Consider the following 16,079-nt stretch of genomic DNA (forward strand, 5'->3'; position numbering starts at 1 on the left):
GGGCGGAGGGGTCCACTCCTGGGGCTTCTCATCCGGCGTCCCACTGGCCACGACACAGGCTCCTGTCGCTCGGGAGGACCGGACGTCCGTCATCGACGCAAGCCGCCGAAGTCCCCACTACTGCTTCCCTGTCAGGGGATAGCCAGCCTAGTACTGCAGCAGATTCCGACGTTTTCCTGCTCAGAGGGTGGAATCTCCGCGGCCCGCCACCGGGCAGCGGCAACCCGCCGAAAGGACCGCTGTGGGCTACCTACGATCGTTGGCCGGTGATCGGATCAGGGGCTGAGTGTGCGTGGTCAGCCGTTGATGAGGGAGAGGCCGAGGACCACTCCTGCTGAGACGCTGATCTTGCCGGGGGTGAGGTCGCCGTCCCCGCTGCCGTCGCTGCTGGAGCGGTGGCTGCGGTAGCTGTTCTGCAGTTGGTCGGAGTCGATGTCCTTGATGTGGATGACCGGGCCGAGTCGGGCTCCGGCCGCCTCCGCGTAGAGTGCGGCCTTCTCCCGTGCGGCTGCGACGGCGGCCGTGCGGGCCTTGGCGCGCAGCTCTTTCTTGCGGGACGAACGGTGCGCCGAACGGCTCCGGGTCGATGGCGTAGCAGCCGCGCGGCACGGTGGAGGGCGCGATCTGCTGCTCCACCGGCTCGGGCCGCGTCGGGAACGGCGCGAGCAGCGTCAATGACTCGGTCAGGGGCTGGTTGCAGCGCACACAGCGGAAGACCATCACAGGCTCGCCTCCATGTGGGGCTGCGGCCGGAACTCGTGCACCACCTCGATGCGGCCGACGATGTGCCGGTTGAACTCGTCCAACTCCTCCGCCGGCACCCACAGCTCGAGGATCGTGCGTCCGCCGGCCTGCTGGACCGGGTAGCGAGCGGCGAAGGCGGCGTCGACCTCGAACCTGGTGACGTAGCCGACGTTCGCGGCGGGCACGTTCCAGTCCCGCGCGATCCGGATCGCATAGTCCTCGTTCAGCACCGGGTAGAAGATCGGCTGCTCGGGTAGGCGAGGCGGCCAGGTCCGCCAGCCCGACGCCTCGACCAGAGCCAGCTCCTGCGGGCCGGCCGGACGCCACAGCGTCACGGTCTTCGCCTGGGACATCGCGTGCTCTCCTCGGTCATACGGTTGGGCGCCCACCGTAACCGCGCCGCTGACTGGTGATGAATGATTTCGTTTTACCGGGATTGGACACTCTGGTACAGCGGTTGACCGCTTCGATATTCGCTCGCGCTGCCCACTGCAGCCTCCTACGATCGGTGCATCACCAAGCGTTGAGCGCTGGGACGCAAGCGGGGCTGTAACCCCTGCTCCCTTAGGGATAGCGAGGTTCGATTCCTCGGCAACGCACTGGCCCGTAGCTCAGTTGGAAGAGCAGCCGTCTCCAAAGCGGTGTGCCGCAGGTTCGAGTCCTGCCGGACCAGCAAAAGTACCGACCGTTTTCGGGGACCTCGCGAATTCGGCGACCAGCAGAATCTGCCAGGCAAAAGAATCAGAGGATTTGGTCGCATCACCCGAGCGAACGAGGCTGCAATCAGGTTGTGAGGAACGTCACGTCCGGCGCGGCTCTCGTGCACCGCCTCTCACACGCCTCTCGCGGATGGGGCGTCATGGGGCGGCATCAGATGTCATACGGAGCAGACGAGATGGGCCCTGACCTGCGAGATTCGGACGGGTGAACATAAGTCAGACACTCGTTCGACCGCTGGGGGTCAAGGGGTCGCAGGTTCAAATCCTGTCGTCCCGACTGGAGTTCGCTCCATTGTCGCAGGTCAGAGGCCGTTTTCTCCTTCGGGGGAAGCGGCCTTCGGCGTGCTCTGGGGCCTGCCTCTCACATTCGTCTCACGGTTTTCACGGTTCGACGGCGGGACTGGGGACTGTTCGGTGCCCGCGCCGTGACTGAATGCCCCATTTCTCCTTTGTGTCTGATTTGTCGATCACTACAATGGATTGGATGGTTGCTCTCCGCGATCGGCGATCCCGGTCGGCGGGTTCGCACTTGACGCGTCTGCCATCGATCAAGTGCACGTCGGCAGGTCCAGTAGCTGCCTAGTCGCCGGGCGAGTTGGGCGGCGATGAAGACAGCCGCAGCTGTCTTTATCGAAGGGCGGCGCTCCTGGCGCGACGTCAGATGCCCGCCACGGAAAACGCTTAGTCCTCGGCGCGTGACGGGTGCCCTGGCCGGGGTGGGTCGGTGACTGTCCGTAGGCCGAGCACGGAAAGTACTCCAGGCCGTTTTTGCCCGTCGGCGAGAGAGCGTTTCCGGCCCGTGGTGGCGGCCCTGGCGGCAGGAACAGGTGTACTCATGGGCTTTGGACATGGCGGGGGAGCTTAGCGGTCATCAGTACGCACCTCTGACAACGCCTGCTGGCCGTGAAGCCGCGTACGTCCGGCTCAGCGGAACGTTCAGGGTGTCGAGGGTTCAGGGCGGCGCCACCAGCGGCGCTTGGGAGCGGACATTGCTCCCCGGCCCGTACCCTGCGGCACCGCGGGCAGCGGTCCTCCGCCTCAGGCCTCGGGCCGGATAATGGGTGGAGGTTCGATGTTGGTGATGACAGGGTGAGGCGCATGCCGTCGCCTGCCGTCGAACAGCTGCTCAGTGAGCTGCACGCCTCTCTGAAGCTGCGCAAGCGTCCGGAGGACGTGGCCCAGCTCATCCAAGACCTGTACGCGGCCCAGGGAACTCACCTCGACCCGGCCACCGAGGCAGCTCTCACCAAAGCCACTGAGCACTCACTGCGCAGGCTGTGGCACGGCTACACCTCCATGTTGGAGGGCTTCGCCCGACCTGTCGGCGCACAGCGCCAGCTCGCCCGCGCGGCAAGCCTGTTCACGAGCGTGCCGGACCTCCCGGACGGCGCTGGGGATGATCCCGAGCAGATCGAGGCGGTAATCCGCCGCGCGGGGGAGGAGATCCGTCGCGCCTATGGGCACAACGACTTCGGCAGGGACCGTCTCGACCGAGCCGAGCGCGCGGAGGCCGGACTGGGCGAGATATCCAAGCGCCAGTACAACAAGCGCTTCCGGCTGTTGTGCCGGATGGAGGCCAAAATGAGCCGGCTCATCCACGAGCAGCGCCGTCGCGAGGTCACCATCACCGGTAAGGGCGCACTCGCCCACACGCTGCCGTACGAACTGTTCGCCGCCGACCCGGACACCGCGGCCTTCGTCGCGTACGTCACCGCACGAAGCTACATGAGGAGCATCTTCACTAACGGCAAGCAGAGGCAGGTGTACGACGAAGTCGCTGACGCCCTGTTCCGGCGACTTCAGGCACACCCCGAGCAGACCCGTTGGTACGCGATCGCGCATGTGCATCCGACGGCCGAAGTACTCGAGAGATTGTCCGACGAGGGCCTCACTCAGCTGTTGGCACACTGGACCCGCTTTCTACGGGAGGTGGCCGAGCTGCTGGAGGACGCCTGGGGGCGCTGCCCTCTGGAGCGCGACACCATGATCGTGCGCCGGGGCAACGACTCGTCGACGTGGAACCAGGCCGCGCAGGCGTGGAACACAGCGCGGGCGCACTGGTTGGCGCTGCTGACCGAGCTGGGTCGGGTGGAGGTCCTGGACCGGATCTGCCCCGGCAAGGTGCCCCGCCTGATGGCGGCCGATGTGGCGTACTGGCACCGCATGAGCGGTGGCGGGCTGCATCCGGACACTTACGTTTGGGCAGAGCTGCCGCTGCCCTGGGAAGCACTGCGGGGCGAGAAGGAGTGCCCGCGCTCGCTGGTCGAGGCGGCCTGCGCGCGACACGGCGTGGACCCGGTGGCCGGTGCCTGGACCGCCCCCAGGCCAGCAGCCAAGGCCGTCGCCTTCCGTCGGACGCCCGAGCTTGTGCATGGGGTTGCCGTCGCCGATCCCCTCATGGCGAGCGCCCTCCGGTCGGCTGGGATCTTCTCGGGCAAAGGCAAGCGCGCCGCCGCGCAGGAGTGGCTGTAGCGCCGGTCCGGCCGCCCGTGCCCGCTGTTTCGCGTTCCGCGACAAACCAGTTGACCCACGCGTTGGCTCCCGCAATGATCAACTCGGCGACGAGGAAGCTCTGCGGAGGAGCGCCCGGCTCTGATCCCGGGTGGACGCAGGTTCGAATCCTGCCCTCGTCGCCCTCTCGATCCTCGCCGGAGCCGCTACGAATGTGGCGAGCTGATCGAGCACAAGGAACTGCCGGCCTGATGAACACTCCCGAGCCGCTGACCGATGAAGACGTCGCCGATATCGAGGACCGCTGACGCCGCGACCCCAGGTCCCTGGCACGTGCGACAACTCGACGACGAATTCGCCATGAGCCTCGTGGCCATCAGCACCGTCGCTGACACCGGTCTCGGGGAACGCTGGCCGGACTTCGATCACCACCACGTCGTGGCCGCCACGCTCGTCCAGCAGCCTCGGTACGTCGACGTCGCAGACGAGCGGTGGGACGAGAACGCCAACTTCATTGCCAACGTCCGTCAGGACATCCCCCGCTTGATCGGCGAGATCCGACGTCTCCGCCATCTTGTCGAAGCCAAGAAGCAGGCTCCCGGTAGATGACGGCCGTACCGGCGCAGAGCGCTTGCTCCGGACATGCGATATGCCGGTGAGTGTTGGAGCTGGAGCCAGTTCCGCGGCGCGTGGCGGCGGCTGGCGACGTAGTCGATCCAATGACGTTTGAGGAAGGCAGCCATCGGGGCGCGTTGTGGAGAAGTCACTTGCATCTGATCAGCCGGGGGTCGGACAAGTCGATCCAGCTGATCACGGCCACCGGATCGTCCGCTGGCCGCACGTCAGTGGCCGCCAGCAAGGCCTCAGATTCTGCATTGCGCTACTGACCCAGCGCCGCAGCAGGCGCAGACGACGGGGGAGTGCTTCGTGCTCAGGCGGGCAGCGTACGGCGGCGCATGCGCCGCCGACGCAGGAGGCAGTGGCCCGGGACGCTGAATGTGGGGTCATGCACGGGCCTCGTAGCGCGCGCCGGGCCTCGGCCAGCTGGAGTCCATGAAGTCGGGACGGTCGGTCCGGTGAAAGCAGCGCACCAGGAACTCGGTGAACGTCCCGGCGGTCTCGAACCACTCGCCCTCGTCACTGCTGATGATGATCCGCCACTCGGCGGGATCGTCCTCGACCGCGCGGAAGAAGTACCGACTGCCGTGCTCGTCGCTTCCCCACAGCAGTAGAACGCCTGATCGGACGTCGGACTCATCGACCTCCCACCAGTCCTCGGCGATTTCGCCGTACCAGGCTGGGCGTTCAGGTGGGGGTCCCCAGTAGCGCTCCAGCTCGGCCGGCGTGCTTTCCATCGGCCGGTCGATCGTCAGATAACCGTCCACCGAGCCAGGGCCGTACAGATCGAGGAACGCCTTGAAGTCGGTCGGCAGCCGGAAACCGAGGTACCGCTCACTGGCATCCCAGATTGCGGGCCTGGCCCAACCCCAGGACTCCGGTTCCCCGAGGTGCGCGCGTAGTTGCTCGAGCGCGGTCTGGCTCTCCGGCTGGGGGCAGAAGATTGCTGGGGTCAGCACTGCCACAGGAACACGGCCTGTGTGCAGGGCTCGCACGCGAAGGCGTAGGCCTCACCACGACCTCCGAAGTTCATTGCGGTGGCGTGGTCCCGTCCTTCCTCGAGCTGAACGACGAGCCTCATCTCCCGTGCGCAGGTCGGGCAGGCCGGGGTCTCGTCGTTCTGCAGCCGCGCGGGCCGCCCGCCGAGCTGACCCAGGACGTCAAGAGGAGTTCGGCCCGGCTGCCTCGCCCACTCCGTGTAGGCCTGGCCGTAATCGGCCGTGGTGGACGCAGTCTCGTACGCGACGGCGCTCACCGCGCCGAGCAGAACCGGCTCCTGGTCGTCGTCCTCGTCCAGCACGGGCACCGGGATCGGCTGGAGTGCGGCCGTAGGGAACAGCAGTGCGCGGTTGCCGCCCGCCTGCGGGTCCCACTCCTCGTACATGCCCGGGTCGTTCTGGCACATGAACAGGGCGAGCACGTCCCGCCTCTCGACGGCGCCCTGGCCGGCGTGGCGGCCGAGATCGTCGAGGAGCACCTGCGCCAGGAACTGCATCGGCCCGTCGCACATGGAGCACTGAGGCCACGAAGTCCCGGCCGGGGCCAGCGGCACCCCGCCGGTGCGGGTGACAAATGCGGTGGGCTCGGTGGTGCCCGCGTACGTCATCAGGGTCGTCGTCACAGCCGGCGACTCTACGACAAGCCGCTGACACCTCGGCCTACCACGGCCCGTGGTCACGACTCCGCCCAGACCCGGACTGGGACGAGGTGGATGGGGCACGTCAGTTGGCAGGGGCACCCGGTCATCGCGGCTACGTCTTTCGGCGAACGGAACGCCACACGTGCTGCGCCCAGGGCAGGCATCCGGCTCTTACACGGGGAGCCTACGGAGGCGTCCGTGCCAGCTGACACGGGGGTGAGGGGCCGGGCCACTGAGCCTGGGCGCCCGTACCGGCTGTCGGGGGTGGCTGGACGATCAAGCCATGGGAAACCTCTACGACTACTATGCGGCCGCCGACGACGCACAGGCCTTGGGCATCTTCGAGGGCGGCCGGGCCGACGACCGGTTCGGCACGGTCGGACTTAAGGGCGTTGACCCCTACGCCCTCCTCGGTGTGGTCGAGGCGGTCCTGAGGGGAGTTCCCGAGGAGCAGGTGGAAGCCGACCCGCGCTTCTGCGAGCTGCTGAGCGATCCGCAGCACGAGGGCCACTGGCTCGTGTCGATTACCGACAGCCTTCGTGACGCGCTCGCGATGGCCGGCAGCGGCCGACTGGAGGAGGCCGCGTCCGGGTGGACGCTCACCGAGGCCGGCGCGGGACAGGACGCGGAGCTGATAGCCGACTTCCTGGAGCGGCTGGCCGGCCTCGCCCGTGACGCCGGTCAGTGCGGCCTGTACTGCGATATCGCCCTGTAGACGTGCCGAAGTCGGGCTGCTCGGCTGGCGCCCTCGACTGCCGGGATGCCCAGCGTTCGGCTTCCGTCACCAACGTTCGTCCCGTTGTCAGCCCGATCCGCCACACTGCTGCCCGTGATCACTCCTGGTGAGCCGCCCGCCGGCATCGAATCGGTCCCGCACCCCAAGGCCGTCCTGCTCGACACGCCCTGGGCGGAGCTCAGCCACGCGTACGGATCGGCCGAGGACACACCCATGCTGCTGGTCGGCCTGCTGGACGACGACCCCGAGGTCCAGGCCCATGCCCTGGGCCAGCTGCAGATGTCGGTCCTCCACCAAGGCTCGCTCTACAGCAGCACCGCGCCGGTCGCACTGTTCGTGGCCGGCATCCTGGACCATCCGCGCACCTCGGCCGCGCACGAGAGCGAGTACCCGTGGGACGACCGGGCCCGCCCACTTCGCGCCGCGCTACTGGAGTGGCTGGGCGAGATCGCCGAGGCGGTCGGCTACTACGACGACCGCGAGCAGGATCCCGAGTACGACGACCCGGCCGACATCGCTGCCTGCCGCGCCGCCCGTCCTGCGATCCACCAGGCGGTGGCTCCCTACCTGAGCGATCCCGACCCCGTGGTTCGCGAGGCCGCTGTCGGCGCTGCCGGCCACCTTCTCAAGGCCCCCGAACTCCGCGACCGGATACCCGACGCAGCCGCTCGGCTGCGCATCACCCTGACCACAAGCGGGAACCGGCGCGAGCGCGCCGTGGCCGTTCTGACCCTCGTAGCCTGGGCGCAGGACACCAGCGACCTGCTCACCGACCAGGATCCGGCGATCCGAGCCTGCGCCGCCCTCGCCCCGCTCCCCTCCGACGACCCGCGTCCCACTGCCATCCTTCTGGAGGCACTGTCGGACCCGCATGCCGCGGACCACTGGTTCGACGCCGAACCCCTGCCCCAACTCGACGGATGGTTCCGCTTCACCCTCCTCCACGCCCTGCTCTCCCGCACCACCACCCTGGAGGAAATCCTCGACGCCGCCCTGGCACTGATGCCCATGGCCAACGACTTCACCGTCGAACGCGACTGGGGACCGCTCCTGCTGCGCGCCTTCCCCGACGGCAACGCCAGCGAGGCGGCCCTCACCGACGCTCAGTACCGACTCCTCAGCGCCATCGCGGACAAGGACGATTGCTGGGGCAACATCGGTAACAAGATCACATGGCTGCGCCGAGCTGGACTACCGACAGAACGAGAGTCCTTCCGCGCGCTCCTGACAAACCGCGACCGGGCCCCCGACTTCTGACGGCTCGCGGAGAGCTCGGATCCTCGCGGACCCTGCTGCCTGTCGGAGGCCTCGGCCGAGTTCCGGAACTCTCACAAGGCTCATCCGATGCCGGGCGCGACCGGGTGCTCAGCTTGGAAGGCCAGCCTGCGTTCGGCATCCTGCGCGATGTGGTCGAGAACATCGTCGAGTGCTGCGAACGCCTCCCACGGCTGCTGGTGGCCGGCTTCGGCAATGCGCTCGATCAGCAGTTGTTCGAGATCAGTGACGCGCTTGCCCTTCCAGATCTTGTCGGCGAGGCTTACCAGCAGGTCGTCGGTGCTGATGCCGGGGGCGTTCCACGATGCGTGGCTGCGGGCGAAGCGGGCGAGTTCCTCGGTGACGCCCCGGGCGATCAGCAGGTCGCGCCCGGCCATCTCGTGCGCGGAACCGGGCCGGGAGAGCTCCTCGGGGTGCAGGATCTTCCCGATGTCGTGGGTGGCGGCGCCGAAGAGGACGGCATGCCGGTCGAAGTCCAGCTGCGGGTAGTGCCGTTCGACCCAGACGACCAGTTGGTGGGCGACATCGTGGACGGCCCGGAGATGGGCCGCGAGCCTGGGCGGGGCCTGCAACTCTTCGAGGAGGACGGCGACCTGGCACGGGAGCGGTCGCAGTACGGGATCGCCGGGCAGGGTGAGCGCTCGCTGCAGAGCATTGAGGGTCATCCGGGACACGGTAGACCTCACATGTCGGACCCTGCTGCAAGGGTGGATGGCCATGGACATCGACGGGTTCTGGAATGTGATCGGGGTAGCGCGGTCCGAAAGCAGCGGTCCGCATGGTAAGTCGTTCGCCGAGGCGTTGGTCGACCAGCTGGCGGGGCTCTCGCAGGAGGAGATCCTCGGCTATCAGGAGCGATTCGACGAGGTGCACGGCGCCGTGTACCGCTGGGACGTGTGGGCTGCCGCCTATCTCATCGGGGGAGGCTGCTCGGATGACAGCTTCATGGACTTCCGGGCCGGCCTGGTCGCCCTCGGGCGGGACTGGTGCGAGCTGGTAACCGCTCGCCCGGACGCTCTGGCGGATTACCCCGCAGTGATCGAGGCCGCCGCCCGGGGTGACGACTACGTGATCTCCGCCGAGGACGTGAACTACGCGGCCGGCTACGCGTTCGAGCGCCTCACGGGTGACGCCGATGCCTTCCACGAGGCGTGGAAGCGCCATCGGGCCGGGCAGGATCTGGATACGGAGCTGGACTCCGACATGGGGGAGGACTTCGACTTCGACGACGCTGACGAGATGCACCGTCGCCTTCCCCGCCTGGCTGCCCTCTACCTTGGCGCAGCCGCCGGCTGAGGCGCGTCAGTGCCTCGAAGGGCGTCGCCACCCGGATGGGGCCGCTGTCCCGGTTGGTTGCCGATGTCCCCTGTGCGGCGGCTTGGCGGCGACCATGCGGGTTGTCACTGGGGTCCGCTTGGATGGTCGGCATGACCGTCAACGATGTCGCCTGTTCTTTGCCCGATCCCGATACCTTGCGGGACCACTGCCGGGCTTTGGCGATGCTGGATGCGATCCTCAGTCCCGATTGGTCTGCGCGCTACTACTCCTTTGACACGCGGTGGTCGCCGACGGAGGAGTTGGCGTCGATGCGTAACGGTTCGGGGGATGAGTACTCGATCGTCTTCGCTCCGGCTGGTGTGTACGTCCGGGGCTTTGACCACGAGTCGCCGATGAGCCCCTATGCCGAGGACGGAGTGTGGCCGGGCGTGGTGGACTCTGTTCCCGAAGAGTTCCGGTCGTGCGTGGAGGAACCCGCGTTCAACGACGACGGCATTCCGACGGTGACGGCCTGCCTGTGGCGTAGGACGACTGACAAGAGTTGGCAGACGGGGGAGATCGACTTCCCGGAGGGCCATGTCGACCCCGACGGGGCCGACTGGCTGTTCCGGCTCCTCGCCGACCGATCTCCGGAGGCGTACGCCAGCTTCGCCGCCGACTACTACGAGGTCCCGGTCGACCTGGATACCGTCCGGCATATCTGTGCTCTGAGGCCGCTCACCGATGACGTGGTCCGTGCCCTCAACGCCGAGCTGATCCTCGCGGACCTTGCTGAGGACATCGCCGAGATCGGCTACCCCACAACGTAGGGAAATTGGCCGGATGAGTAATCCGCCGCGAAGTGGCGCGCGCCGGGGGTCAAGGGGTTGCAGGTTCAAATCCTGTCGTCCCGACTTGCACAGCCACAGGGTGTAGGCCGTTTCCGCTGGTGGCGATTCCAGGTACGCCGGTTCGGCACAGCCGTGGCACGGGCGAAGCGGGGCTCACCCGTTCGTGGACCCGATGCCCAGCGATCGGCCGGGCAGGATTGGATGATGGGCATGGCCGTGAGCATCGCTACCGACACCGTCCGACCTGCTGCGTCTGCGAAGGCGTACAGCGGCGGCGAGAAGCTGTTGACCGCCGACGCTGTGCGCAACTTGGAGCCCGGCTTCGGCGGAGCCAACGCCGATGTCGTCGACGGCACCCAGACCTGGCAGGTCTGGGTCGGCGTCGTGGGTCGCGCCCTGACGGGTGAGTGCGACTGCCCCGACAGCCGTCCTACCGTGCTGTGCCCACATACCATCGCGGCGGCTCTGGCTGCCGTACGTGCCGGGTTCACCTGGAACGCGTTGCCCGAGTCCCGTCCTGACGCGCGGACCGTGGATCCCGCGGAGCGGCGCTTCCGTACGCTTGCCAGGACTCTCGACGTGGCGGAGCTCGTCGCGCTGATCGCCCGTCATGCCGTGCGTGACCGCATGCTCGCCGTCGATCTCGAGGTGGTCACCGGCCGCCTCGGTGCGCCGGGCGCCGAGGATCTGGAGCCGCTGCGTGCGCTGGTCGACGAGGCGCGGGCGATCCCGGACGGTCGCTACGAGTACGACCTGCATGACATCGCCACCGCAGGCCGCGCCGTGGTGACCGAACTCCAGGCGCTGGCGCTGCGCCCGCCGTCGGTGGAGCTGCTGGACGCGGTCGAGTACGCCGCGGAGCGCTGGGACCACCTCGCCGGGGTGCTGAGCCAGGACTGGCGCACCTACGACGAGGAATCGCACGAGATCGGCTCGGCCATCGCGGCCGTCCACGTCGGCCTGTGCGAGCGACTTCGGATCGACCCGGCGGAGCTTGCCGAGCGCCTCGCGAAGCTGGCCGCGGTCTGCGACACGGATTCGTGCCTGCACCCGACCGGTCGGTACCGGCACCTGCTCGGCCGCGACGGTCTGGAGGCGTTCGAGCGGAGCTGGAGGGAACTGCGCGGCTGGTAGCTGGCCCCACCCGGCTGCGGACCTCAGGGGGTCAGTCCGGCTTTGTCGAGCTTGGCGATGAAGCCGGTCCTGCGCTTGTGCTCGGCGCGGAGTTCGGCGAGGTAGCGGGTGAAGCCCTCGGGGTCGCCTGCTGTGGTGTGCGCGGCGCGCAGCCGGCGGAGCAGTTCGACGGCGCGGTCGTATCGGTACTTCCCGGTGTCGGCGAGCTGGGCCTGGACCAGGAAGCGGTAGGGGGCGAGCACCTCGGCGGGGTGTGCCGCTTCGCGCCGTTCGACGAGGGAGTGGAGCAGGTGTGCCCCGACCTCGCCGGGGTGTGCGGCGGCGGTGGACCATGCCTCCTCGTCCAGGCCGGCGGTGCCCAGAGCCTGGACGAGTTCACGCAGGCGGAGCGATTCCTGGGTGGCCCGGGCGCGCAGTGTCTCCAAGGCTGCTGCGAGTGGCGTGGTGTCACCGACGCGGTCGCACGTGGCGGCCAGGGCTCGGAAGGTGGCGGCGACGGGGTGCCGGTTGAACTCGGTGACGCGCACCTGGAGCGCGGTAGCGACCTGGTCCTCATCGATGAGGAGGTCGACGAGCAGGCCGCGGAGCCTGTCGCTGTAGGGGTTGCCGGGGTGGTGGGCCAGTCCGCGCTTGGCCCAGTCGATGGCCTCGGCCGGGCGGTCGGCGTCGAGCAGGGCGCGTGCGATCTTGCGGTACTGGTCCGGGCTCTTCAGGTCCTCGGCGAGGACGGCGATGTAGTGGTCGACGTCGCCGGTGAGCTCGGCGAGCTGCTCGCGGAAGTCGCGGACGGCGAACTGGGCGCTCCACGAGTCCGGAGCGGCGGTGGCGGCGCGGGCCTGGACCTGGGCGGTGATCTCAGCGATGCCCGGTTCGCCGAGGGCGGGGGCGAAGGCGCGCAGGTGGATGCGGGGCCAGCCGGGGCCGTCGAACTGCGCCGCGACCAGCCATGACGCGAGTGTCTTGGGGTTGGCGGGTGGGGCTTGCTCCAGCGCGCGGGCGTAGAGGTCGATGAGTCCTTGGAGCGCGTCGCCGACGATGCCTGAGGAGTCGTCGAGGTACATCAGCGCGCGGGTGATCCGGTTCACGGCGGTGCGCAGCGTCCGTACGACCGTGCCGGCCAGGCCGGTGTCGACCAGCGCGGTCGCCGTCTCCAGTACCTGGTGGGCGGTTGCCTGGTACTCGCCCCGCCCGTGGTAGGGGTGGCGGCGCTTGTCCCACCGCAGCCTGTCCACCAGCGCGGCGAGCTCGTCCGGGGAGACCGTGTTCGTGCCCATGCGCCCCATCCCACCACGTCGCGCATATCCGAGAGCAGATGGCGGATGCGCCCGTTCCCTGAACGCGGACCTGGCGTCCGCCGGAGCGAGTGCGCCGCTACCGTGCTCTCCATGACGGGTACGTGGAGCGAGGAAAGTCTGCGGCGGCTGCGCGCGGCGCGGCACGCAGGCGACGGGACGGCGCTGGTCGCGCTGCTGTCCGGGCAGCCGGTGGCCGAGGTTCTGCAGCAGGTCGGGGATGCCGTCGGCGACGCGGTGATCGCGGGGGTTCCGGGGGCTGCGGAACTGGCCCTCCAGTGCATTGCCCGGCTCGGTGAGCGCGACTGGGAGGGTGATGCGGAGCTGGCTCGGCAGGCCGAGGCTGCCCTGGGGCGCGGCCCGGTGCCACAGCTCAGGCCACTGCCGGTGGATCTGGAGGAGTTGTCCGGGCTGCTGGAAGGCGACCCGGTCTTCGGCGGTGGCCGGATCGACCTGACCACCGGTGACTGCTGGCCCCAGCAGGCCGACTCCGGCGAGCAGTGGGAGGACGACGACGAGGACCCCGAGCGGTGGCTGCCGGTGTGGTGCGAGGGTTCCCGGGACGGCTACCGGGACATGGAGCTGTTCATCGCCACGATCGGTGACGCCGATTTCGCGGATCGCCTGAAGATCGCGATCTCCGGCCGCGGGGCGTTCCGCCGCTTCAAGGACGTCCTGGCCCGCCGTGAGGACGAGCTGCGCCGGTTCCACCTGTTCGCCGAGGAGCGGCAGCGCGGCCGGGCGCGGGCCTGGCTCGCCGGGAACGGCTACCGCCCGGTGGCCCGCCAGTGACCGCGGCCGGACGAAGCAGACTGGTTGAGACGAGCGGGGCGACCCATGACGGGAAGCCGGACCTGGAACGCCTCAGCGTACTGTCAACGCCAGGGCGGCGGAGGCGGTTTGGGGGATGCGCCAGCCGTTCGGGTTGAACGACCAGGGGTGGGCGCTCCGGTGTCCGGGGTTGATGGACAATGCCCGGGTGATAGAGAGCGACGATGTCCTGGCCAGGGTCTTGGAACTGCGGGCAGCCGGGAGCGGGCCGAAGCAGATCGCGAGGGCCCTGGGCATGCGCCCCGCGCAGGCGAGTGCTCTGCTGCGACAGGCGGCCGAGTGCCAGACCGAAGGGATGGCCCCGGCCGATCGGCCGGTGATCGGGTGCTGGGTGAACGCGGGCTGGAGCGCCGGCCTGGGACTGGCCGCCGCGCCCGCGTGGGCGGAGGCCGACCCGCATGCCGCCGAGAATCCGGAGACGGCAGGTTTCGCCCAGGTACTGGTGGCCCGCCAGGAGCGGGCCAGCAGAGTAACGGTGTGCGGGTTCCTGGTGGACGTCCACTGCCTGGGCGTCAAGAACACCATTGAGCCGGAGGTCATCGGAGCCGGCTCACTCCCTGCGTACCTGCGCCGGTACTACTCGGCATTCGACCTGCCGCCGCTGAGCATCGAGCTCGACCAGGCTCGCACGATCGTGCACGGCGCGGTCGCGTACGCGCGTTCCCTCGGCTTCTCGCCTGCACCAGGCTTCGCGGACACCGCCCCTTACCTCGGGCCTGTGCGGGGCGACGAGCCCGCGATCGACTTCGGCCGCGAGGGCAAGCCGTTCTACGTCTCCGGGCCGCACGACGAGGCCCGGAACATCGTCCGCACCCTGGAACGGTCCTGTGGCCCGGACGGCTTCCACTACACCGTCGCGATGGGGCAGTTGTGAGCATCGATCACCAGCTCGATGACCGACAGGAGAAAGAGCGCCGGATCCGCGCCACCGAACACGAGGCGCAGGCCAACCTGGCCGCCTTGCTCCAGCTGTGCGCCACGGGCAAGCTCCGCTGCAGCGAGAAGACCCGCAGGCCCAGCGCGGCCACCGTCGCCGCGATCACCGAAGTCCTCGACGGCGGCGACTTCTACGAACACGAGGCCATCGCCGCCTTCGCCTGGCCCCTGCTCCTCCAGGCCGGCGGCCTGGCAACCCTCGCTGCCGGCAGGCTCACGCTGACCCCGCGCGGCCGAACCGCACTCGCCAAGCCCGCACACGAGACCATCGCCGCCCTGTGGCAGCGCTGGCTGAAGAACACCCTGCTGGACGAGTTCAACCGGATCGAGGAAATCAAAGGCCAGCGCGCCGCCAACGTGCTCACCGCAGCCCGACCTCGCCGCGAGCTCGTCGGCCAGGCACTCACCACCCGCACCACCGGCCAATGGATCACCGTGGACGACCTGTTCGCGCAGATGCGCCGAGCCGGCCAGGACCCCGTCATCACCCGCAGCGAACGCGCCCTGTGGAAGCTGTACCTGGAAGACCCCCAGTACGGAAGCCTCGGCTACGACGGCCACCACGACTGGCCGCTGCTCCAGGGCCGCTACACCCTCGCCGTGCTCTTCGAATACGCAGCAGTCCTCGGCCTGATCGACATCGACTACATCCCGCCCGCCGGAGCCCGCACCGACTACCAGCACAACTGGGGCGGCGACTACCTCGACCAACTCAGTCGCTACGACGGCCTGCTCGCCATACGCCTCAACCCACTCGGCGCCTACACCACCGGCCAGAGCGCCACCTACACCCCCAGCCCCAAGCCCCGACCGGCAACCCCGTCCGGCCAGATCACCGTTCTGCCCAACCACGACATCGCCGCCCTCGACGGACTCGCCCCCGCCGACGCCCTGCTCCTGGACGCCTTCGCCGACAAGACCGGCGACCGCGTCTGGAGCCTCACCCACCGCTCCCTGCTCCGAGCCATAGACGCCGGGCGCGACCTCGCCGAGCTGCGACGCTACCTGGAGGCGGCAAGCCGGCATCCGCTGCCGCAGACCGTCACGACGCTGCTGGATGATGCGGCTCGCCGCCTCGGCCAGGTCCGTGACACCGGCCCGGTCCACCTGATCGAATGCGCGGACCCTGCGGTGGCGGCTCTCCTGGCCGGGGACCGGCGCCTGCGCACCGTCGCGACGAGGCTGGGGGAGCGCCACTTCGCCGTCCCCGCCGGCCGACTCGCCGCCTTCCGCACGGCTGCCCTCGCCCAGGGGTACCCGCTGGACCAGGTCCGATGACTACCGGACACCGAGGGCCGCTCGTCGAAGCAACGGATCCGGCCCGGCGTCTGGCGATGAGGGGGAACCCGGCTCAGAACGGGGTGAGCCGCAGAGAGGAGACTCACTGCGGCCACCGGCCTCTCACGCGCCTCTCACGGACTGGGTGTCACTGGACCGTAAAAAGCAGCACGAGGCCTGGACGAGACAGACCCTGACCTGCGGGTTCTGGGCTGATTGGACGGACCGTCACCCCCTTTCGACCGCTGGGGGTCAAGGGGTCGCAGGTTCAAATCCTGTCGTCCCGACAGTGATGTCGGAAGGCCGTTGGCCGGGTTA

Annotated in this window: 16 protein-coding genes and 2 tRNA genes; 12 read left to right on the forward strand and 6 right to left on the reverse strand. The window is 68.8% G+C overall.

Going from position 1 to position 16,079, the window contains the following annotated elements:
• Positions 1-296: 296 nt before the first annotated feature.
• On the reverse strand, positions 297-542 hold the full coding sequence (locus tag ACIQOV_RS04340) for an SIMPL domain-containing protein (RefSeq protein WP_401044774.1): 246 nt from the start codon (positions 540-542) through the stop codon (positions 297-299).
• Positions 543-719: 177 nt separating this feature from the next.
• Complete coding sequence (locus ACIQOV_RS04345) at positions 720-1,097, reverse strand: hypothetical protein (protein ID WP_401044730.1); 378 nt, start codon at positions 1,095-1,097, stop codon at positions 720-722.
• A 247-nt stretch (positions 1,098-1,344) separates the two neighbouring features.
• Between ACIQOV_RS04345 and ACIQOV_RS04350 the strand changes: the two genes are divergently transcribed.
• The 4 genes from ACIQOV_RS04350 to ACIQOV_RS04365 all read left to right on the forward strand — a co-directional run bounded on the left by ACIQOV_RS04350 (position 1,345) and on the right by ACIQOV_RS04365 (position 4,523).
• Positions 1,345-1,417 (forward strand) — tRNA-Trp (locus ACIQOV_RS04350).
• 1,144 nt (positions 1,418-2,561) lie between these two features.
• Positions 2,562-3,935, forward strand: coding sequence for a hypothetical protein (locus ACIQOV_RS04355; protein WP_401044733.1), 1,374 nt, complete (start codon positions 2,562-2,564; stop codon positions 3,933-3,935).
• Between the two features lie 88 nt (positions 3,936-4,023).
• Positions 4,024-4,096 (forward strand) — tRNA-Gln (locus ACIQOV_RS04360).
• Between the two features lie 151 nt (positions 4,097-4,247).
• Entirely contained in the window at positions 4,248-4,523 is a 276-nt protein-coding gene (locus tag ACIQOV_RS04365) for a hypothetical protein (RefSeq protein WP_401044736.1), read from the forward strand.
• A gap of 395 nt (positions 4,524-4,918) precedes the next feature.
• On the opposite strand, the gene ACIQOV_RS04370 is transcribed toward ACIQOV_RS04365, so the two are convergent.
• Positions 4,919-5,497, reverse strand: coding sequence for an SMI1/KNR4 family protein (locus ACIQOV_RS04370; protein ID WP_401044739.1), 579 nt, complete (start codon positions 5,495-5,497; stop codon positions 4,919-4,921).
• Entirely contained in the window at positions 5,485-6,153 is a 669-nt protein-coding gene (locus tag ACIQOV_RS04375; RefSeq protein WP_401044742.1) for a DUF1963 domain-containing protein, read from the reverse strand. Before ACIQOV_RS04375 ends, ACIQOV_RS04370 begins: the two co-directional genes overlap by 13 nt.
• A 301-nt stretch (positions 6,154-6,454) precedes the next feature.
• Here ACIQOV_RS04375 and ACIQOV_RS04380 point away from each other — a divergent pair, with 301 nt between their 5' ends.
• Both ACIQOV_RS04380 and ACIQOV_RS04385 read left to right on the forward strand, forming a co-directional pair.
• On the forward strand, positions 6,455-6,886 hold the full coding sequence (locus ACIQOV_RS04380) for a hypothetical protein (RefSeq protein ID WP_401044744.1): 432 nt from the start codon (positions 6,455-6,457) through the stop codon (positions 6,884-6,886).
• 114 nt (positions 6,887-7,000) lie between these two features.
• Positions 7,001-8,164: a HEAT repeat domain-containing protein gene (locus ACIQOV_RS04385; protein ID WP_401044747.1), complete on the forward strand. Its 1,164-nt coding sequence runs from the start codon at positions 7,001-7,003 to the stop codon at positions 8,162-8,164.
• An 80-nt stretch (positions 8,165-8,244) separates the two neighbouring features.
• Here the strand turns inward: ACIQOV_RS04385 and ACIQOV_RS04390 are convergent, their stop codons facing one another.
• Positions 8,245-8,847, reverse strand: a complete 603-nt coding sequence (locus ACIQOV_RS04390; protein ID WP_401044750.1) for an HD domain-containing protein — start codon at positions 8,845-8,847, stop codon at positions 8,245-8,247.
• Positions 8,848-8,899: 52 nt separating this feature from the next.
• Between ACIQOV_RS04390 and ACIQOV_RS04395 the strand changes: the two genes are divergently transcribed.
• From ACIQOV_RS04395 to ACIQOV_RS04405, 3 genes are all read left to right on the forward strand, one after another.
• A complete protein-coding gene (locus ACIQOV_RS04395) occupies positions 8,900-9,478 on the forward strand; it encodes a DUF4240 domain-containing protein (RefSeq protein ID WP_401044753.1) in 579 nt (192 codons plus the stop codon).
• Between the two features lie 131 nt (positions 9,479-9,609).
• Positions 9,610-10,269 (forward strand): hypothetical protein, encoded by a 660-nt coding sequence (locus ACIQOV_RS04400; RefSeq protein ID WP_401044756.1) that lies wholly within the window; start codon positions 9,610-9,612, stop codon positions 10,267-10,269.
• Positions 10,270-10,500: 231 nt separating this feature from the next.
• Complete coding sequence (locus ACIQOV_RS04405) at positions 10,501-11,424, forward strand: hypothetical protein (RefSeq protein WP_401044759.1); 924 nt, start codon at positions 10,501-10,503, stop codon at positions 11,422-11,424.
• A 23-nt stretch (positions 11,425-11,447) separates the two neighbouring features.
• On the opposite strand, the gene ACIQOV_RS04410 is transcribed toward ACIQOV_RS04405, so the two are convergent.
• A complete protein-coding gene (locus tag ACIQOV_RS04410) occupies positions 11,448-12,698 on the reverse strand; it encodes a DUF6880 family protein (protein WP_401044762.1) in 1,251 nt (416 codons plus the stop codon).
• 111 nt (positions 12,699-12,809) lie between these two features.
• Between ACIQOV_RS04410 and ACIQOV_RS04415 the strand changes: the two genes are divergently transcribed.
• The 3 genes from ACIQOV_RS04415 (at position 12,810) to ACIQOV_RS04425 (ending at position 15,761) form a co-directional block, all read left to right on the forward strand.
• The gene (locus ACIQOV_RS04415; protein ID WP_401044765.1) at positions 12,810-13,508 is read left to right on the forward strand and encodes a UPF0158 family protein; all 699 of its coding nucleotides are present in this window, start codon (positions 12,810-12,812) and stop codon (positions 13,506-13,508) included.
• A 115-nt stretch (positions 13,509-13,623) separates the two neighbouring features.
• Positions 13,624-14,421 (forward strand): hypothetical protein, encoded by a 798-nt coding sequence (locus ACIQOV_RS04420; RefSeq protein WP_401044768.1) that lies wholly within the window; start codon positions 13,624-13,626, stop codon positions 14,419-14,421.
• Entirely contained in the window at positions 14,418-15,761 is a 1,344-nt protein-coding gene (locus tag ACIQOV_RS04425; protein ID WP_401044771.1) for a helicase-associated domain-containing protein, read from the forward strand. Before ACIQOV_RS04420 ends, ACIQOV_RS04425 begins: the two co-directional genes overlap by 4 nt.
• The last annotated feature ends 318 nt before the right edge of the window (positions 15,762-16,079 follow it).

The organism is Kitasatospora sp. NPDC091257 (assembly GCF_044757675.1).
Taxonomy (GTDB): domain Bacteria; phylum Actinomycetota; class Actinomycetes; order Streptomycetales; family Streptomycetaceae; genus Kitasatospora; species Kitasatospora lactacystinica.